The organism is Halalkalibacter urbisdiaboli, from assembly GCF_002156385.1.
Classification (GTDB): Bacteria; Bacillota; Bacilli; order Bacillales; family Bacillaceae_D; genus Halalkalibacter_A; species Halalkalibacter_A urbisdiaboli.
Genome location: NZ_MVJM01000003.1, coordinates 586027 through 603223, shown reverse-complemented (window position 1 = coordinate 603223; position 17197 = coordinate 586027). Strand labels below are relative to the sequence as shown.

Annotated in this window: 17 protein-coding genes, 1 pseudogene, 1 riboswitch and 1 other annotated feature; of the genes and pseudogenes, 8 read left to right on the top strand and 10 right to left on the bottom strand. The window is 36.4% G+C overall.

The features are described from left to right. Positions 1 to 29: 29 nt before the first annotated feature. From B1R93_RS17270 to B1R93_RS17250, 5 genes are all read right to left on the bottom strand, one after another. Positions 30 to 1835 (bottom strand): ABC transporter ATP-binding protein, encoded by a 1806-nt coding sequence (locus B1R93_RS17270; RefSeq protein WP_088105196.1) that lies wholly within the window; start codon positions 1833 to 1835, stop codon positions 30 to 32. Between the two features lie 10 nt (positions 1836 to 1845). Then, positions 1846 to 3597 carry an ABC transporter ATP-binding protein gene (locus B1R93_RS17265; protein WP_088105195.1) on the bottom strand — a complete coding sequence of 584 codons (1752 nt, stop codon included), beginning with the start codon at positions 3595 to 3597 and terminating at the stop codon, positions 1846 to 1848. A gap of 303 nt (positions 3598 to 3900) precedes the next feature. After that, positions 3901 to 4140 carry a DUF896 domain-containing protein gene (locus B1R93_RS17260; protein WP_088105194.1) on the bottom strand — a complete coding sequence of 80 codons (240 nt, stop codon included), beginning with the start codon at positions 4138 to 4140 and terminating at the stop codon, positions 3901 to 3903. A gap of 65 nt (positions 4141 to 4205) precedes the next feature. Further along, entirely contained in the window at positions 4206 to 4865 is a 660-nt protein-coding gene (locus B1R93_RS17255; protein ID WP_425348972.1) for a YneB family resolvase-like protein, read from the bottom strand. After that, the gene (locus B1R93_RS17250; protein WP_088105192.1) at positions 4852 to 5058 is read right to left on the bottom strand and encodes a hypothetical protein; all 207 of its coding nucleotides are present in this window, start codon (positions 5056 to 5058) and stop codon (positions 4852 to 4854) included. The genes B1R93_RS17255 and B1R93_RS17250 overlap by 14 nt, the downstream gene beginning before the upstream one ends. A 148-nt stretch (positions 5059 to 5206) precedes the next feature. Between B1R93_RS17250 and lexA the strand changes: the two genes are divergently transcribed. Together lexA and B1R93_RS17240 are read left to right on the top strand one after the other, a co-directional pair. Continuing rightward, the gene (gene lexA, locus B1R93_RS17245; RefSeq protein WP_088105191.1) at positions 5207 to 5830 is read left to right on the top strand and encodes a transcriptional repressor LexA; all 624 of its coding nucleotides are present in this window, start codon (positions 5207 to 5209) and stop codon (positions 5828 to 5830) included. A 162-nt stretch (positions 5831 to 5992) separates the two neighbouring features. Further along, complete coding sequence (locus tag B1R93_RS17240) at positions 5993 to 6694, top strand: DUF421 domain-containing protein (protein ID WP_088105190.1); 702 nt, start codon at positions 5993 to 5995, stop codon at positions 6692 to 6694. 83 nt (positions 6695 to 6777) lie between these two features. Here B1R93_RS17240 and B1R93_RS17235 read toward each other — a convergent pair. Continuing rightward, positions 6778 to 6876 (bottom strand): annotated as a pseudogene (locus tag B1R93_RS17235) (YjcZ family sporulation protein); the annotation flags it as partial. A gap of 192 nt (positions 6877 to 7068) precedes the next feature. Here B1R93_RS17235 and B1R93_RS17230 point away from each other — a divergent pair. The 6 genes from B1R93_RS17230 to B1R93_RS17205 all read left to right on the top strand — a co-directional run bounded on the left by B1R93_RS17230 (position 7069) and on the right by B1R93_RS17205 (position 9493). Further along, positions 7069 to 7269, top strand: coding sequence for an alpha/beta-type small acid-soluble spore protein (locus B1R93_RS17230; protein WP_088105188.1), 201 nt, complete (start codon positions 7069 to 7071; stop codon positions 7267 to 7269). A gap of 133 nt (positions 7270 to 7402) precedes the next feature. Then, positions 7403 to 7597 carry an alpha/beta-type small acid-soluble spore protein gene (locus tag B1R93_RS17225; protein ID WP_088105187.1) on the top strand — a complete coding sequence of 65 codons (195 nt, stop codon included), beginning with the start codon at positions 7403 to 7405 and terminating at the stop codon, positions 7595 to 7597. Positions 7598 to 7707: 110 nt separating this feature from the next. Next, on the top strand, positions 7708 to 7998 hold the full coding sequence (locus B1R93_RS17220; protein WP_088105186.1) for a hypothetical protein: 291 nt from the start codon (positions 7708 to 7710) through the stop codon (positions 7996 to 7998). Positions 7999 to 8116: 118 nt separating this feature from the next. Continuing rightward, positions 8117 to 8201, top strand: a riboswitch (cyclic di-GMP riboswitch). A 56-nt stretch (positions 8202 to 8257) separates the two neighbouring features. After that, positions 8258 to 8587: a hypothetical protein gene (locus B1R93_RS17215; RefSeq protein ID WP_088105185.1), complete on the top strand. Its 330-nt coding sequence runs from the start codon at positions 8258 to 8260 to the stop codon at positions 8585 to 8587. Between the two features lie 224 nt (positions 8588 to 8811). Then, complete coding sequence (sda, locus tag B1R93_RS17210) at positions 8812 to 8982, top strand: sporulation histidine kinase inhibitor Sda (RefSeq protein WP_088105184.1); 171 nt, start codon at positions 8812 to 8814, stop codon at positions 8980 to 8982. Between the two features lie 211 nt (positions 8983 to 9193). Further along, complete coding sequence (locus tag B1R93_RS17205) at positions 9194 to 9493, top strand: hypothetical protein (RefSeq protein WP_088105183.1); 300 nt, start codon at positions 9194 to 9196, stop codon at positions 9491 to 9493. Between the two features lie 85 nt (positions 9494 to 9578). On the opposite strand, the gene B1R93_RS17200 is transcribed toward B1R93_RS17205, so the two are convergent. The 4 genes from B1R93_RS17200 to glnA all read right to left on the bottom strand — a co-directional run bounded on the left by B1R93_RS17200 (position 9579) and on the right by glnA (position 17169). Beyond that, the gene (locus tag B1R93_RS17200) at positions 9579 to 10046 is read right to left on the bottom strand and encodes a hypothetical protein (protein WP_088105182.1); all 468 of its coding nucleotides are present in this window, start codon (positions 10044 to 10046) and stop codon (positions 9579 to 9581) included. 197 nt (positions 10047 to 10243) lie between these two features. Beyond that, positions 10244 to 11242: a tryptophan--tRNA ligase gene (locus B1R93_RS17195; protein WP_088105181.1), complete on the bottom strand. Its 999-nt coding sequence runs from the start codon at positions 11240 to 11242 to the stop codon at positions 10244 to 10246. Between the two features lie 46 nt (positions 11243 to 11288). Further along, positions 11289 to 11536 (bottom strand) — a binding site (T-box leader). 122 nt (positions 11537 to 11658) lie between these two features. Then, complete coding sequence (locus tag B1R93_RS17190) at positions 11659 to 14784, bottom strand: rhamnogalacturonan lyase family protein (protein WP_088105180.1); 3126 nt, start codon at positions 14782 to 14784, stop codon at positions 11659 to 11661. Between the two features lie 1035 nt (positions 14785 to 15819). Continuing rightward, positions 15820 to 17169 (bottom strand): type I glutamate--ammonia ligase, encoded by a 1350-nt coding sequence (gene glnA / locus B1R93_RS17185; RefSeq protein ID WP_088105674.1) that lies wholly within the window; start codon positions 17167 to 17169, stop codon positions 15820 to 15822. Between the last annotated feature and the right edge of the window lie 28 nt (positions 17170 to 17197).

Genomic DNA, 17197 nt, shown 5'->3' with positions numbered 1-17197 from the left:
GTTTTCACCTTTTGAGATGCCCTTATTCTTTACTTAGTCATAGCAGAATATTGAGATTTGACTAAATGATAGTACATGCCTTGTTCTTTCATTAATTCATTATGGGTTCCTTGTTCCATCACATTTCCGTGATCCAACACAATAATATTGTCAGAATCACGAATCGTTGAAAGTCGATGGGCAATCATAATAGCAGTACGATTATGCAGAAGCTTCTTCAGACCTTCCTGAATTTTTAATTCTGTTTCAGTATCAATACTAGCGGTCGCTTCATCTAAGATTAAGATTTTCGGATTAGCTAATAGAGCACGAGCAAAAGAAAGTAACTGCCTTTCCCCAACAGAAAGGACATTCCCTTTTTCCTCCACTTCCGTCTCGTATCCTTTTTCTAATTTTTCAATAAAGGAATGAGCACCAATCGCTTTCGCAGCAGCTTTTACCTCTTCATCTGTTGCATCTGGTCGACCAAAACGAATATTATCCATAATCGTCCCTGCAAAGATAAAAGTATCCTGTAACACATAGCTTACATTCGTTCTTAAATTATCTAATTTAATATCACGTAAATCTACACCATCGAGAAGGACACGACCATTAGTAGGATCATAAAAACGACTGATTAAATTCACTACTGTTGATTTCCCAGAGCCAGTATGCCCAACTAATGCAATGGTCTCCCCTGCATTAAAACGAAGGTTGATTTGATGTAGAGCCTTTCGCTTATCGTCATATGAAAACTCCACATCTTCAAAAACAACTTCACCCTTCACATCGTTTAAGGCAATCGCCTTAGGCTTCTCTGGAACGGAAGGTTTTTCATCAAGAAATTCAAATATTCGTTCAGAGGATGCCATACCAACAAGAAGTTGGTTATATACTTGCCCTAAACGAGAAATTGGCTCCCAAAACATTCCTAAGTAAAAAGCAAAGGACACAAAAACCCCAATGGTAATCGTTTCTGATTGGATTAATGTTGCTCCGTACCAAATCAATACAGCGGCTCCAACCGCACTTGACATCTCAACAAAAGGGCGGAATAACGCATTCATTTTCGATGCATCTTTCCAGCTTTTAAAGTTATCTGTATTTAAATCATCGAAAAACTCCATATTCTCTTTTTCTTGTGCGTATGACTGAGTTACGCGGATCCCTTGAATACTTTCATTTAGATGTGAGTTTAGCTTTGATTGACGTTGTCGAACCTCTTGCCAGGAACGGCGAATTCTTCTTCTTAGTTTTGTTGAAATAAAAAACATAATAGGAAGAACAATGAGAACGAGCACGGCAAGCTCTGGACTTAACGTAAACAATATAATAACGATCCCAACAAGCATGACGATATCCATAATCAGATTAACAACACCGTTTGTAAACAAATCCTGCATCGAGTTTACATCATTGATGACACGGACTAAAATGGACCCTGCGGAACGCTGGTCAAAAAAACGATGGGATAATCGTTGAATATGTTTAAATAATGCTGCACGAATATCATAAATGATGTGCTGACCTAACTCATTCATCCAACGGATTCTAAAAACATTGGAAATCCAAGCGATAACATATAACGCTAATACAATGGCCGCAAAAGAATAGAGTAATGATAGATTCTTTGTCTCAATTGCCTGATCAATCGCATATTTCCCAATAAAAATAGGAACAATTAAACGTACCGCTGTTGCTAAAAGCATCATAACGATGGTTTTCGGCAAATGTGATTTCGCATAAGGCTTCATGTAGCCTAGCAAACGGTACATTTGTGTCCAGTTAAATGGCTTTTCTATCACTTGATCTGATGAATAATGAAAACGCGCTTTTTTTGTTGCATGCTCCATACTGTCACTCCTAAGCCTGTTGTAACACATATTTTTGATCTTGATTTTGGATATCATATATTCGTCTGTAGTTTCCATTCTGAATGGAAAGTAGCTCTTCATGTGTTCCTCTTTCGATGATTTCTCCATCTTCGAGAACAAGAATTTCATCTGCTTGTTTAACAGAAGAGATACGATGAGCAATAATAAACGTTGTTCGCCCTTTCATTACTTCACGGAAGGCTGATTGTATTTTCATTTCTGTCTTCATGTCTACAGCACTTGTTGCATCATCTAAAATCAAGATGCTCGGATCCATTAAAATGGCTCGCGCAATCGCAATACGTTGTTTTTGTCCCCCAGATAAACCTAATCCTCGCTCACCGAGAACCGTTTCATACCCTTGTGGCAGTTCAGAAATAAATTCATGCGCATCTGCACGTTTAGCAGCAATCTGAATTTCCTCCAGTGTTGCATCAGGTCTTCCGTAGGCAATGTTATCTCGAATTGTCGAGGAAAATAAAAACGTTTCCTGTAGTACAACCCCAACATGCTTACGTAATTCCTCAATCGGGTATTCTTCGATTGGCTTTCCATCGATTAAAATTAATCCACCCGTCCTCTCATAAAAACGAGTAATTAATTGAACAATACTCGATTTACCAGAGCCGGTCGCACCAACGAGGCCAATGGTTTTCCCTTTTGTTGCCTCAAATGAGATATCCTTTAAGGCAGAATTATCTTTGCTTCCATATCGTAATTGAACATTGTGGAAAAGAACTTCTCCAGTTAAGCGAGAAACACCACCAGCGCTTTCTCCCTCATCTAAACGTTCATCTTCATCTAATATTTCTAGTAACCTTTCACCAGAAGCTTTAGATTGTGAGAACATATTGATGATAAAACCTAAATGCATAATAGGTCCCATAATAAACCAAACTAAACTAAAAAAAGCGACCAATTCACCTGGCTGCATGCTACCTTGGATCGTTAAGTACCCACCAAATGCAAGAAGAAAGACCGCAGACACATTCCCGATAAACTCCATCAACGGAAAATAATTGCCCCAAATTCGGGAAATATCTAAATGCTTTTGACGATAGTCCTCATTATTCACATCAAATCTTGTCACTTCTTGATCTTCCTGAGAAAGGGCCTTTACTGTGTGCATGCCACTTACATTTTCTTGAACCTTCGTATTAAGTCTAGCAAGTGATTTCCGAATTCCTCGAAACCCCGGATGTACACGCTTATCAAAATTTGATACGACAATTGCTAAAAAAGGTAATGCACATAATGTTACAAGTGTAAGCGGTACCGAGTAATAAAACATCACGGCCATACTTAAACCGACAAGCATAATAAAGTTTACAAACTGTGCACAGCCGAACGATAAAAAGAAGCGAAACCCTTCTACATCAGCTGTCAATCTAGACATTAAGTCTCCTGTTTTTGCGTTATCATAGTAACGAAAAGGGAGATACTGCAATTTCTTATACAGCGCATTCCGTAATCGATGTACCGCTGTTATTCCAAACAAATCCCCTAAATATTGATGAATATATGCAGCAAAGCTTTTAAAGGCCATTACGACAATAAGAACGAGAACGACATAAGGTATTAAATGATAATTTCCAGCACGGACGACATCGTCAATCGTGTACTGTAATATCATTGGATAAAGTACTGTCATTGCCGTTACACCAATTAATGCAATTAGAGACCAGAAAAAATACGATTTGAATGGCGAATAAAACCCTGCTAACCGTTTAAATGTTTCCATCAAATCACCGCCTTCAGTTGTTCAAGCTTGATAAAAAATTTAGACTCACGAAATAAATATGAAAACGAGTATAAATTAGGGAAAACGAACACACCACCTAAATTTTTTTACCGAATAAAATACCATTGTTTATCGGATTGTTTCATTATAAAGAAGAAAAACAAGAACAAACATAGAAAATATTAACTGTTACTTGCACAAAATTAAGAAAAAAACACTTTTTTTTAAAAAAAGCTTGCTTAATAAGCATACATTCCTGTCCTCTTTAAAGTAAAAAAACTTCTAACTCGTAGAAGTTTTCCATCAGTGCATATTTCGGTTTTTGTTATTTTTACTTTGTTTTAACTTTTCAGGCGTTACATCATTTCCTTTTTCATCCACAACTTTTACTGAATGAAGTTGGTTTTTAAAAGATTTCCGAAACTGTTGAATGTATTTTTGACGAAGCTGTTGTTGTTCTTGCACTTCTTCTTTCGTCAATCCAGATTGTTTCGCCTTACGTGATAGTTCATTTATTCGTGCGATTTTATCATTCGACAGCATAAATAAGCACCTGCTTTCTACATTTACAATTGTCCATATAGTTTATCATGTGCTTTATTATGCTATCAAGTTGAGCGCTCAACTCCTGCTTGATGTTCTTGATAACGTCGGTGTACGGTTGCTTTTGAGACATTATAGCCAAAACCTCTTAAGGTCGCTGCGATTTCATGAAAGGTGAGTTCTCTATCTCTCAGTTTTAAAATTTCTTCGATCGGAACTTCCTTCTTATCACGTCCTCCACTGCTGTTTGCCTTGAGGTTTTTCTCTGGACGATAGCCTCTTTCAATAGCTGCAGCCATCCCTCTTTTAATTTTCACATTATGTAGCCTTCTTTGATACTCCTCTACTATAGAAACAATATCCAATATCATTGTATCAGCCTCAGATAACTGAAGTTCCCCTTGGTCGTGAATTGTATAAATCGAAACGCCGAGCTTTCGCAACTGATGAATAAATGCCATTTTAGCATGGCCTCTACCTATTCTCGTGTCATCTTGAACAAGCAAGATAGATGCTGCTCTCTCCTTAAATAGAGACAACATTTCAAGAATTCCTTCACGTTCAATCTCATACCCACTTGCTACTTCTTCAATCGCTTGAATGACTTCAATCTTTTTTTGCTTTGCTAACATTTCCAGTTCATTCAACTGTCTATCTAAAGAAGTTTGTTGCACCTCTTTGTTTGTACTCACTCGGCAATAAATAATCGCTTTATTCATCCACATCATCCTGATAATGAACCATAGCATAACTATCTTTAACGAGCTTGTCCTCATTTTCTTCATATGAAAACATTTGTTCCTTTTGCTCATATTTCTCATTATCGGCTGAAAGAATAATTGTACTATACATAAATAAAAGCGTAAAAATCGCTGAAATGACAATAAAAATTTCTTGACTCGTTAATTTTTTCAACATTGATATCACTCCTATGAGAATGTGTGTTCTCATATATAATAAATGAGAACAACTGTTTGTGTCAATATTTTTTTAGAACCTATGTTTGCATTACATACGTTCGCATGGTACAATTTAACTAATAGGATTGACAAGTGAGGTGTCAAAAATGACAAAACTATCAAAACGCCAACAAGAAATACTAGATTACATAAAGATTGAAGTAAAGAAAAAAGGCTACCCGCCTTCCGTTCGGGAAATCGGTGAAGCTGTTGGATTAGCTTCTAGTTCAACGGTTCATGGACATCTTTCTCGTCTTGAAAAGAAAGGCTTTATACGAAGAGATCCTACTAAACCACGTGCAATTGAAGTAATGAACAGTGATGATTTACCATCCTTACAAGAAGAAAAACGAACGTTGTATGCACCTATTGTCGGGAAAGTAACAGCTGGTCTCCCAATTACAGCTGTTGAAAACATTGAGGATTACCTCCCCTTACCTGAACATCTTGTTAGTAATGAACAAGTTTATGTATTAGTTATTCAAGGAGACTCAATGATTGAAGCCGGAATATTTGACGGTGATATGGTGATCGTCCGCCAACAACAAACAGCTAACAATGGCGATATCATTGTAGCCATGACGGATGAAGACGAAGCGACAGTTAAACGATTTTTTAAAGAAAAAGACTACATTCGCCTTCAACCTGAAAATGCAACAATGGAGCCAATCATTTTAAAGAACTGTACAATACTTGGAAAAGTAATTGGCGTTTTTCGTACCATTCATTAGAACGGGCAAATGTTATTTGCTCGTTTTTTTATATTTCTCTTCTTTGGTCTACTGTATTATCTTTAGTGATTAGTTATGCCTAAATGTTATTTTTTTTTTACTTTTTAATGATATGTACAAAAATGCAGATACTACCTTAGCAGTCTAAGGAGGTGTTTTTTTATGACAGTTGGTGAAATGTTTATACGAGCAACCGTCGCATTTATTGTTCTATATTTTCTTTGTCGCTTATTAAATAAGAAGTTAATTTCACAAATGACCTTTTTTGATTTTGTAGCAGGTATCACAATTGGTTCCGTTGCTGCTAGTTCAATGTTAACGAAAGACGTCCCTATCTATATAGGGATGTTAGGTTTATTCATCTTTTGTCTCTATACGCTTTCCACAAACATTATTGCAATAAAAAGTCTGAGAGGTAGGAAAATACTTGAGGACGAACCAACGTACTTAGTAAAAAATGGGAAAATATTAGAAGAAGGATTAAAAAAATCACGCATGACAATGGATTCCTTAATTGCGAATTTACGAAAGAAGAGTGTTTTTTACCTTGATCAAGTAGATACTGCGCTATTAGAAACGGACGGCTCAGTCTCTGTTTTAAAGAAAACACCATACATTGATTTAATGAAAAAAGATATAGCCACTGTTGAACCAAGCCGTGGAATCCCCCAGGCATTTATTATAGACGGGAAAATTCTCAAAAAAAGCTTAAAGGTGCTTAGAAAAGATATGAAATGGGTGGACGAAATCCTAACCTTACACAATGTTAAACATCTTGAGGATGTTTTTGTTGCTCAAATTGACATGCTTGGAAATGTCTATATTGACATTCGCGATGATAACGAGAATGTATCTGCCGAATGATTTAGCATCATTCGGCATTTCATTATAGAGTTGGCTTAGTAACCATAGCCATAGCCAGCCGTCGGTCCTGCTCCATAGCCATACCAGCTAGCACCAACGATAATTAAAAGGATAAAGAGAACGACTAATAATGCGAAACCTCCGCCGTAACCTGCACCTGTTCCTGCAACTGCTCCTGACATTTTACAACAACTCCTTTTTTATGGTTGTGAATATCCTTCACGCTAATACGCTATGCAAAGATCCTTAGCTTTGATTGGGCGCCTTTAAAATCCCCGTAAAACTAATAAGTAAATATTACCAAGTTTTTTTTGTATAAAAAATTGAATGCCTCACACAATAGGATTACAACAAAGAAAGCGAGGTGAGCAGGAATGGCAAGCAACAACTCAAATCAATTACTTGTACCTGGTGTTCAACAAGCACTAGATCAAATGAAAGTTGAAATTGCACAAGAGTTTGGTGTCCAACTTGGCGCAGATGCAACCTCTCGCTCAAATGGTTCAGTTGGTGGCGAAATCACGAAGCGTCTAGTTCAGATGGCTGAACAACAGCTTGGTGGTCGTAGCCAGTAATAAAGTAAAGAAGTAAACATCCTCCTAATTGTATATAGATCTATATATGCTGGCGTATAGGTTTCAAGGTTTAACTCGGTTTTTCACAATATGAAAACAAAAAGTTTAAATCAAAACTAAGGAGTGGATTAAAATGGCAAACAATAACAACTCAAACCAATTATTAGTACCTGGAGTACAACAAGCATTAGATCAAATGAAAGTTGAAATTGCACAAGAGTTTGGCGTACAACTTGGTGCTGATGCAACTTCCCGTTCAAACGGTTCTGTTGGTGGAGAAATCACAAAGCGTTTAGTACAAATGGCTCAACAACAAATGCAACGCTAATTAAATAAACATGGCTTAAACGGTATGGACTTGTAGTCCATACCGTTTTCTATATCCAACTCATAATTTCCGCTCATCTAGACACACTAAAAGTAATGGAGGTGTTTCTAATGGGTAAAGAAGATGAACAATACACGGATTTTTCAAATGTTGAAACGCAAAGAACGTTCTTAACTGCAGAGGAGTATCCTGATGGACCTTATGGTTCACCCATTCGAAAAAATGAACCTGTTGAAAATAAGAACACTCCATGGAAACATGGGCAACAATATTACAGTAATTTTGCTTATGAGTTCCGAAATATGCACCAAGACCTTCCAAGGCAATTTCCTGGTGCCCATCCTACTCATGATGAGGATAACAAAGACCGAGAGGAACCATACAAAGATTCTCCTTATTAAAAAGTCAAATGGCTGGTATAGATTCTATATACCAGCTTTTTACTTGCTTACATAATTTAAATAATATTGGAAGAATCCTTTACTGTTTTTAATGGATTCGATATAATTTTTATAAGTGTTTATAAAGGGGCAAACTTATCTAAAGGTAAGGACGCAAAGCTACAGGGACTAAAGGATATTTCCTATGTCAGCCAGCTGCTAAAAGCATTACTCCTTTAAAAATACATTTTTTTCGAGCTTTTAAGGAGTGATAATTTTAATGACATTAAAAGAGGATGAGCTAAAAGCCGCTTTGGAAAAGTTTGATTTTCTAATTGTTGAACTGCCTGATAAGAAACCTTTTATTCCGGAGTTTATTCACTTTATATCTTCATTTTTAAGGACAAGAACAACAACCGTTCATCTCCCTATTGAGGATGTGATGGCCGTTTTAAAACAGAAAAAACCGTTCATCTTTTCCGAAATAAAAAGTGAATATAAGCATAATATTCTGTTTACGATCGTAACCGATATTAATATCGAATATTATACAGCCTACAAAAGACTTAATGAATTAAAAAGGCTCTTAGGAGTTACAAAAAGATACTAAAATCCTCATCAGTGAGGATTTTTTTGTTTGAGTTTTCCCTTAATCCTACTTTTGAAAAAATTGTATGAATTGTCGTCTTTTTTTGTTTTTTTAACTTCGAATATTTTAGACTAATTTTTGTCAAGTTAAAAAATTTTTAATACTTAATGAAATTTATGTAGAATTAAGTTAAAATAGAAACAGATTAAGTAATTTTTTGCTTATTTTAATTAAAGGATGGTTTTATGTTGTCTTATATTAATGATGAAATACTAGTTACAGCATACTACAAAGCAATAGAGTTAAATTTAGACCATGATCTTATTTTACTTTTGAAGGAAGAATTAAACAGTAGAAATATTGCATATACACCATTGTTTGAAATCAAAAAGACGATTGGAATGAGCTCCTTATAGAGTTCCTTTATAATAGTTAGTAACTAGCCATGGTGAGTTTAAATCTCTACAATCTAAGTCCGCTTTCAGAAGTGGACTTTTTTGTTTTATCATCTGCTTGCTAGTTATCTTATTTATTCGCTAATTTTTCCCCTTCCATCATTTTTACATTGATTTAGTCCGTCGTTAATGCTAAATTTTTATGGTCAATTACACCTTAAGGACTGAGCCGATGAATAAAGCACCTACAGAAATTTACAATACGTTTAAAACGACACTCATCTCTTTGAACAAGAAACCATATCTTCCTTATTGGGGTGAGCTTTTTATTATCACAAAAGAACTAATCAACTATTCCAAAGAAGATAATAAAGAGATTTATTTTTATAATACTCATGACAATACACCTATTTTATATGTACCTCAAAAAAAATCCTTTGTCGTCCAAACATCCGTTGTACATATTAATTTAGATCAAATAATGTTTGTTGATGCATTATATGAAGGTAGGTTTTGGCCAGACGATCTTTAGAGGCATACGCCTACTTGCCAAAGAGAAAAACCCTTAACACAAAATATTAGGGTTTCTCTCTTTAGTACTCCTTATGAATAATCAATTATTGTGCTTCTTCCCATTCAATCTCTACTCCCCACTTTTTAGCGAGCTTTTCCAAAGAAACCTCATAATTGGAGTAGATTTCACTTGATTCTTCGTAAAACATACTTGCTTCATCTTCTTTTCCTTCAAGCCATGCGAATTCTGCGTCTAAGTGTTTTTTTAGAGATTCATCATAAATGTTGTGTACTTCTTTAAGTTCTTCCTTTTCAATCGTTTCTCCATAAGCTTTAGATTTAGCTATAATCTCTTCTAAAGTCGGGATTAATACTTCATTCGTAAATGAAACTAATTCTTCCTCATCCTCAATTTCTGACTCCTGCTGAGTTAAAAGGTTATACTCAATAGTAATTTCTCCACTTTCTTCTAAATAAGAAAGCATTGCATCAGTATTACCCGATAAATTCTGGAATAAGTAATAACCAACAATTAATAACGGAATCATTCCAAATAAGAGCTTTTTGTTCAATCTGTTTTCCCCTTTTCTAGTAGTATTAGTTACAATGAACAATTATAGATCCAGGATCGATTTTTGTCACTTGTTCAATGATTCTTTTTTTATGCCCTCCTAGCCAAACATAATAATACACTTCGCACATAATAACCTATGAGCTATAATCTGTATTAAAAATCAGACTTGTCATACCGAAACACACCTAATAACGACTAAACACCAAAACCAATTTTCCTCTTAATTTCTTTTAAAAACGGTGCACTTACTGCTCTTGCTCTTTCAGCACCATTTAATAAGATTTCATCTAATCTTTTAGGCGATGCCATTAGCTCATTGTATTTTGCACGTGGTTCTTCTAAATATTTATCCATAACATTAAATAATTCTTTTTTCGCCTTTCCCCAACCAATACCACTCAAATATTGCTCTCTCATTTTTTCTACTTCAAAAGGAGGGGCGAATTCTTTATATAGTGTAAATAAGATAGATGAATCTGGGTTTTTGGGCGTTTCCGGAGGCAGGGAATCTGTTTTAATTTTGTTAATGAGCTTTTGCAATTTTTTTGACTCTTCAAATAATGGAATTGTATTATTATAACTTTTGCTCATTTTCCTACCATCTAATCCAGGTAATATAGCTGTATCTTCTTGAACTTCATACTGAGGCAACACAAAAATTTCTCCATAATTTTTGTTAAAATTTTCAGCAATATCTCTAGCAATTTCTACATGTTGTATTTGGTCTTTTCCAACTGGAACAATTTCTGTCTTAAACATTAAAATATCAGCTGCCATAAGGATTGGGTAAGAAAAAATCCCCATATTTACACCATAGTCTAAATCTCTATCCAGTTGTATATTACTATCAACAATCCCTTTGTAAGCATGAGCTCGATTCATTAAACCTTTTGAAGCAAAACATGAAAGTATCCAGTTCAACTCGAATATCTCTGGAACATCGCTTTGCCTATAAAAAATTACTTTGCTAGGGTCAAGTCCGAACGCTAACCACGCCGCAGCGATTCCGTAAGATAGCTGTCGAAACTTTTCAGCATTATGAATTTTTGTCAATCCATGATAGTCAGCTATAAAATAGGCAGCTCGATACTCTTCATTTTTCGCTAATTCTAAAGCTGGTTTTATTGCTCCAATGTAATTCCCTATATGAATTTGTCCTGTTGGTTTAATTCCAGTTAAAATAGTTTTTTTCATAATAACCTCCGATTAAATAGGAACACAAAAAGGGTCACTCATCCCTAAAAAGGACGAGTAACCCGTGGTGCCACCTTTATTCGTTTACTGCTAATAAACGCTCTTAGTTTGTACAGAAACAATAGAACATTTCGATACATAGTCTTTTTTAACGGTAAGACATCCGCTAGACCTACTATTAATTCAGTCTAGAAGCTCAGAAACCCATTCAACAATAATCCCGTACGGATTCTCAGCAACCATCCGCTCTCTGCAACGTTCTTAAAGCCTACTCTTTTTCTTCATCGCTATTGAAATATTAATCAAATTCTAAATAATGGTTAATGCAAAGTCAAGTGGAAATAAAAAGCTTTGAGATCATAATTTTATTTATTTCCACTAAATTACGTCGTTAGCCATCCTGCCTACCCATCCAATTATTTTGAATCTGAACTTTTCCAACCCTCGATTAATTGTTGAGCATCGGACTCCAAGTTGGTTTTAACTTGATCTTCAACCTCATCACTAAAGCTCTTTTTATTAAGAAACTTAATAAAATCTTGCATATGCTTTGCTGCTTGGTCAGGTCTTTCAATATCTAACTGATGCTGAACCTGATTCAGTTTATCCGTTAATATATCAAGTAACGGCCCATTATTCAATTCAAGATTAATTGTATGTCTTAAAGCTCCCACTGTTGCTGTATAATCGATTTTTTCTGCATCTAACTTTCCACCAAGAACAGTTTCTCTAATATCTTCACCTAGGTAGAAACTAATATGCGGCGGCTGATTATAGGTTGTATTTTGCCATGCAATACCCATTCTATAAACCGGGTCATGCATGAAAGTATATAATCTATATTCAGTTGGAATCGTTGTACTAAATATTCTTAGCTCTGAATCGTCAGGTGTACGGTAAATAACTTCTTCACGCCAGTCACCAAGAATATCCGCTTGTAACGTTGGATTGGCTTTTGTTCCGTTATTACTTACAACGCCTTCGAAATTTCTTATAAGATTAGCTTCACCTGTTGTCTCGTCATATTTAGTAATGGTTGTGCCATCTAGTAGTTCATGTAATAAATCTCCATCCCAGTATGTTACAAAGTTAACTGGAAGGCCAATATCTCTAAAGCTATCAGCTTCTACATGTCCTTGTACATTGTAAACACCGCCACCTGTTTCAACAGTACTACCACCAGTTCCCCAGAATTCATAACCTGGGCTAGAAGTGATGTTTGCAGCTACTCCTCGTCCTGCGTCCTTGTACGCATAGAACGCTTGTAATGTTTCACCTGTCGCACCATCATGATATTCTAAAGATGCAACCTCTGGCTCTTCACGTACACCAAAGACATGTAGACCTTCTCGCTCAGGGTCAAATGCACCTACATGTAGGGCATCACCATGAGATCCTTGTACACGTCCCATTTCCCCATCCATAGCATAGAGAATCGTGCCATCATGATCAAGTGTCAATGAACCGGCTACAATTTCATCAAAACCATCATTATCGAGATCACCAACTGCAAGATTGTGATTGCCCAAGCTTTCACCTCTGCCTGCTTCGTCCGAATCAAACGTCCACTCCTCGATAAGCTCGCCATCCACTAAACTGTATGCCGCAAAGGCTGTTCTTTCATAATAGCCTCTACCATAGATTGCACTTGGAGTACTTCCATTTAAATAAGCTAATCCAGATAGGAATCGGTCAGAACGATTATAGAATGCATCCCCCCATGAAGTACCTCCATCTCCTTTTACTTTTTCAACTGGGAACGCAAAATCAATTGTATCAATCACTTTGCCTGTCTCACCATTGAATACGGAGATGTATTCAGGTCCATCGACAACATGACCACCATCATTGACCCAATCTGCATTTGGGTCACCAATTACACTAATTACCTTGCTACTATCATACACACCATTTGTTGCTCCATATACTGTTGTTCCATCTGCAGATTTAATAAGGAATTCAGATTTACCGTTCCCATCCATATCACCTACAACAAATTGATGATATTGGGGGCCAGATGTTAAGTTCATTCCCATATCCATACGCCATAGAAGTGTACCATCTAATTTATATGCGTCAAAAATTGTTGGACCTGTTATTACATCTTCTAAGGCCATCATTGAGTTAGATGGACGCCATAATACAATGACTTCATACTCACCATCACCGTCTAAATCCCCTACACTTGCATCATTTGAACTATATGTGTAATCACCTGTAGCCGTTGTTCCACCCTTAGGCTTTTGTAATGGTATGGAAAGATAATCTTTTTCTGCTACTGAACGATCGTTTTTCTCAGTTGACTTACCATTAACGAGAGTTTCTACTGTAAATGTGTCTGACGGAGTACCATCCGTATCAACAAAATTTGTAACAGCTAATGGCGCGTCGTTCAATTTCTCACCATTCCGATATACATTAAATTTCACATCTTGATCATACTCATCTGCAAGCAAACGCCAGCTGATGAATATACCATCCTCAGATTTAAGCGCGATTACTCCTCTGTCAAGCCATTCCACTTGTTGTGGGTTATCAACTGGAGTAAGGCGGTTATATACATACATTGTTACATCTCTGTTAAAGTCGTTCTTTACACCTTCTGTCACAGCAAGAGTACCCTTAAACTCGTAAACGCCTGATTCATCCGGGTTCCAGGCCCCTACTGCAGCCCACTCGCTTACAGCTAAATCTACTTTACTATTGTCTGCAAGGGTTACGGTTACTTTTTCTGGTAAACCAATTGAATCAACTTCTTCAGTTGTTTCACCTACATACACTCTATGATATGGCAATTTATCCACTCGAACTATCGTGTTATCAGAAACGGGGACATTAGAAACAGTAAAGTTATCTAGGAAGGTCGTCCATGTGAGATTATTACCGGAAGTACGCAAACCGACTAGCTTTACTGCGTCAAAAGAACCGTCGAAAGCGACACCTTCTAATGTAGACGTATAAGCTTCAGAATTACCATCCTGATCTGTAAGGTTTAAATCAACCTTGTTTTCAAGAAGATCAAAGTTAACCTTTACATGATACCACGCTTCCGGATTGGAAATTTTTGTTTCAGCAGAAGCCTGATTGCCTGCAAAATAAGTTAGATTAGCATTATTTGTATTATTCAATGTATAAACAGTGTTACCTGTTTTATCATAGAACCTAAGTTCTCCACCATTCTCCTCGAGTTTATCCCCTTTATCATTAACATCACCAGGGTACCAATCAAATTCAAAAAGAACCTGTGCTCCTTTTACAGGTGAATCAAACTTTTTTGTTGCTACACGACCACCAGACTGGTCAACTATGCTATATTGCAGCTTATGAGAGATATTGCCGCCAACATCATCTGAAGTGTTAGAAAGTGTAGAAGCAAATGTAGAAAATCCCCATATGCTACCATCTTCAAAATCAGCGCTTGCAATCAAATGATATTTTGATTCATCAGCACTTTCACCTAATGCAGGTGACAGACATGAAAATAAGAGAATGATTGTAATCAGTATAGAAAAAGTTTTTCTTGTTTTTTTACTAATTTCCATTATTCATTTTCACTCCTTTAGTTTATTCCAAGGAATGGTCGTTTTCATGCTGGAGATCTCCCTGGGAAAAGTTCTTTGTTTCCGCTTTTTAGTTTGGGAAACGTCTTGCTTCTTTTCTTCCCTCCTTAAGTTACATCCTTTACTTCAATTAAGTGATAAGCTCCTATGTCGTTATATCCCCCCTTACTGGACTGCATGATCAATGAATGACTAATTTCAAAAAATTTTTTTCAGTACAAACTTCGATGAACAATATAAGCTCTTTCACATAAAGTATAAGGCTAATAAATCCGTACAGCCCATTAGAAACGGTAATATAAATGACTATATATACCTTTCTGTCCCATAGCTGTACGTTTCATCAACAGCTTATTCCATATTGACAATTCAGAATGATCAGCAAATCCAATTAAAATACTAGCATCTGACTGAAGATTCCGTCTATTGCACTTTTTTGAACGCGCTTACATTCGTTACTTAACCATTAAAAAGGCTTATATTTCAAAGTTTTACGAATTGGGATAGCACTTTTTTGCCTAACCCATCCATTTTTGGAAACATTGCTTTATGAGCTGTTTCGTTTCACTTATTAGAAATAAATGTACCAATTAACCCTAAAATAATCCAAAGTGAGGAAAAACTTTAATAAATATTCTCAATTATAAAGAGTACCATTAAGTATAATACATACTTTTTAAATTTAATTATTGTTGTTAACTTACAAGAACATAGAGTTTTTGAATTGGGAATGGTGTGTGTAAAGGTGAGGCGATTTCTCTGCAATGGGATAAAGTTAATTTAATGATGGCCGTGTTTCTAAAAGCATTCGATTGTAAAAATGGATCATGAACCGTGACACAAAGACGTATATTTGAACGAGAAATATCCTCTCACGAAAAGGTTAATAATGAAGCTAAAGAGTCACGCGATTTAAAGAAGCATAATGGGACGGAAATCAAATAAGCCACTTTCTCCCCTCCGATAGTCCCCAAAAGAAAAACCCTCAACACCAGCAGTGTCAAGGGTTTGAACTTCTTAATAGTTCTCGAAATATTGGTCACGTTCCCAAGGGTGAACTTGAGTACGGAACATATCCCATTCAATTTCTTTTGCTTCGATAAAGTGTTCAATCGCATGCTCACCTAATGCGTTAATAAGCACTTCGTCTTTAACTAGGTTATCAATTGCACCTTTTAACGTTGCAGGTAAATCATTAATACCTTCTTCGATACGCTCTTCCTTGCTCATCACGTAAATGTTACGGTCAGTTGCAGGAGGTGGTGTCATTTTCTTCTTAATTCCATCTAAACCAGCTGCCAGCATTGCTGCCATTGCTAAATAAGGGTTAGCTGCTGGATCTGGACTACGTACTTCAATACGTGTACTTACTCCACGTGAAGACGGGATACGAACAAGCGGACTACGGTTACGCATTGACCAAGCTACATACACAGGTGCCTCATAGCCAGGTACTAAACGCTTGTAAGAGTTAACAATTGGATTCGTAATCGCTGTAAATGCCTCAGCATGAGCGAGAATCCCCCCTAAGAACTGCATTGCTGTAGTACTTAGTTGTGACTCTGTATTCTCATCATAAAACGCATTTCCATCTTTTGTGAATAATGACATATTGCAGTGCATACCTGAACCATTTACACCGAATAACGGCTTAGGCATAAATGTCGCATGAAGACCATGCTTACGAGCAATTGTCTTAACAACAAGTTTGAACGTTTGAATGTTATCACAAGTAGCAACCGCATCTGCATACTTAAAGTCAATTTCATGCTGACCAGGTGCAACCTCATGGTGAGATGCTTCAATTTCAAAGCCCATATCTTCTAATTCAAGTACGATATCACGACGGCAGTTTTCACCTAAATCAGTAGGAGCAAGGTCAAAATATCCACCTTTATCATTTAATTCTAACGTTGGCTCGCCTTTTTCATCATTTTTAAAAAGGAAAAATTCAGGCTCAGGACCAATGTTGAATGCTGTAAATCCAAGATCATTTGCTTCCTTAAGAACACGCTTTAGAATACCACGTGGGTCACCTGCAAATGGTGTAGGCTCTTCACCAGGCTTGCCAGGTAGGTAAACATCACAGATTAAACGCGCCACTTTCCCCTTTTCAGGAGTCCACGGAAAAATAACCCATGTACTTAAATCAGGATATAAATACATATCTGATTCTTCAATCCGTACAAACCCTTCAATAGAAGAACCATCAAACATCATTTTGTTATCTAGTGCCTTTGATAGCTGATCAACTGGAATTTCAACATTTTTAATTGTACCTAGAAGATCTGAAAATTGAAGGCGAATAAATCGAACATTATCTTCTTGTGCGATACGTAAAATATCATCTTTCGTATAAGCCATTATGTAATCTCCCTTCAATAACTATATTTAG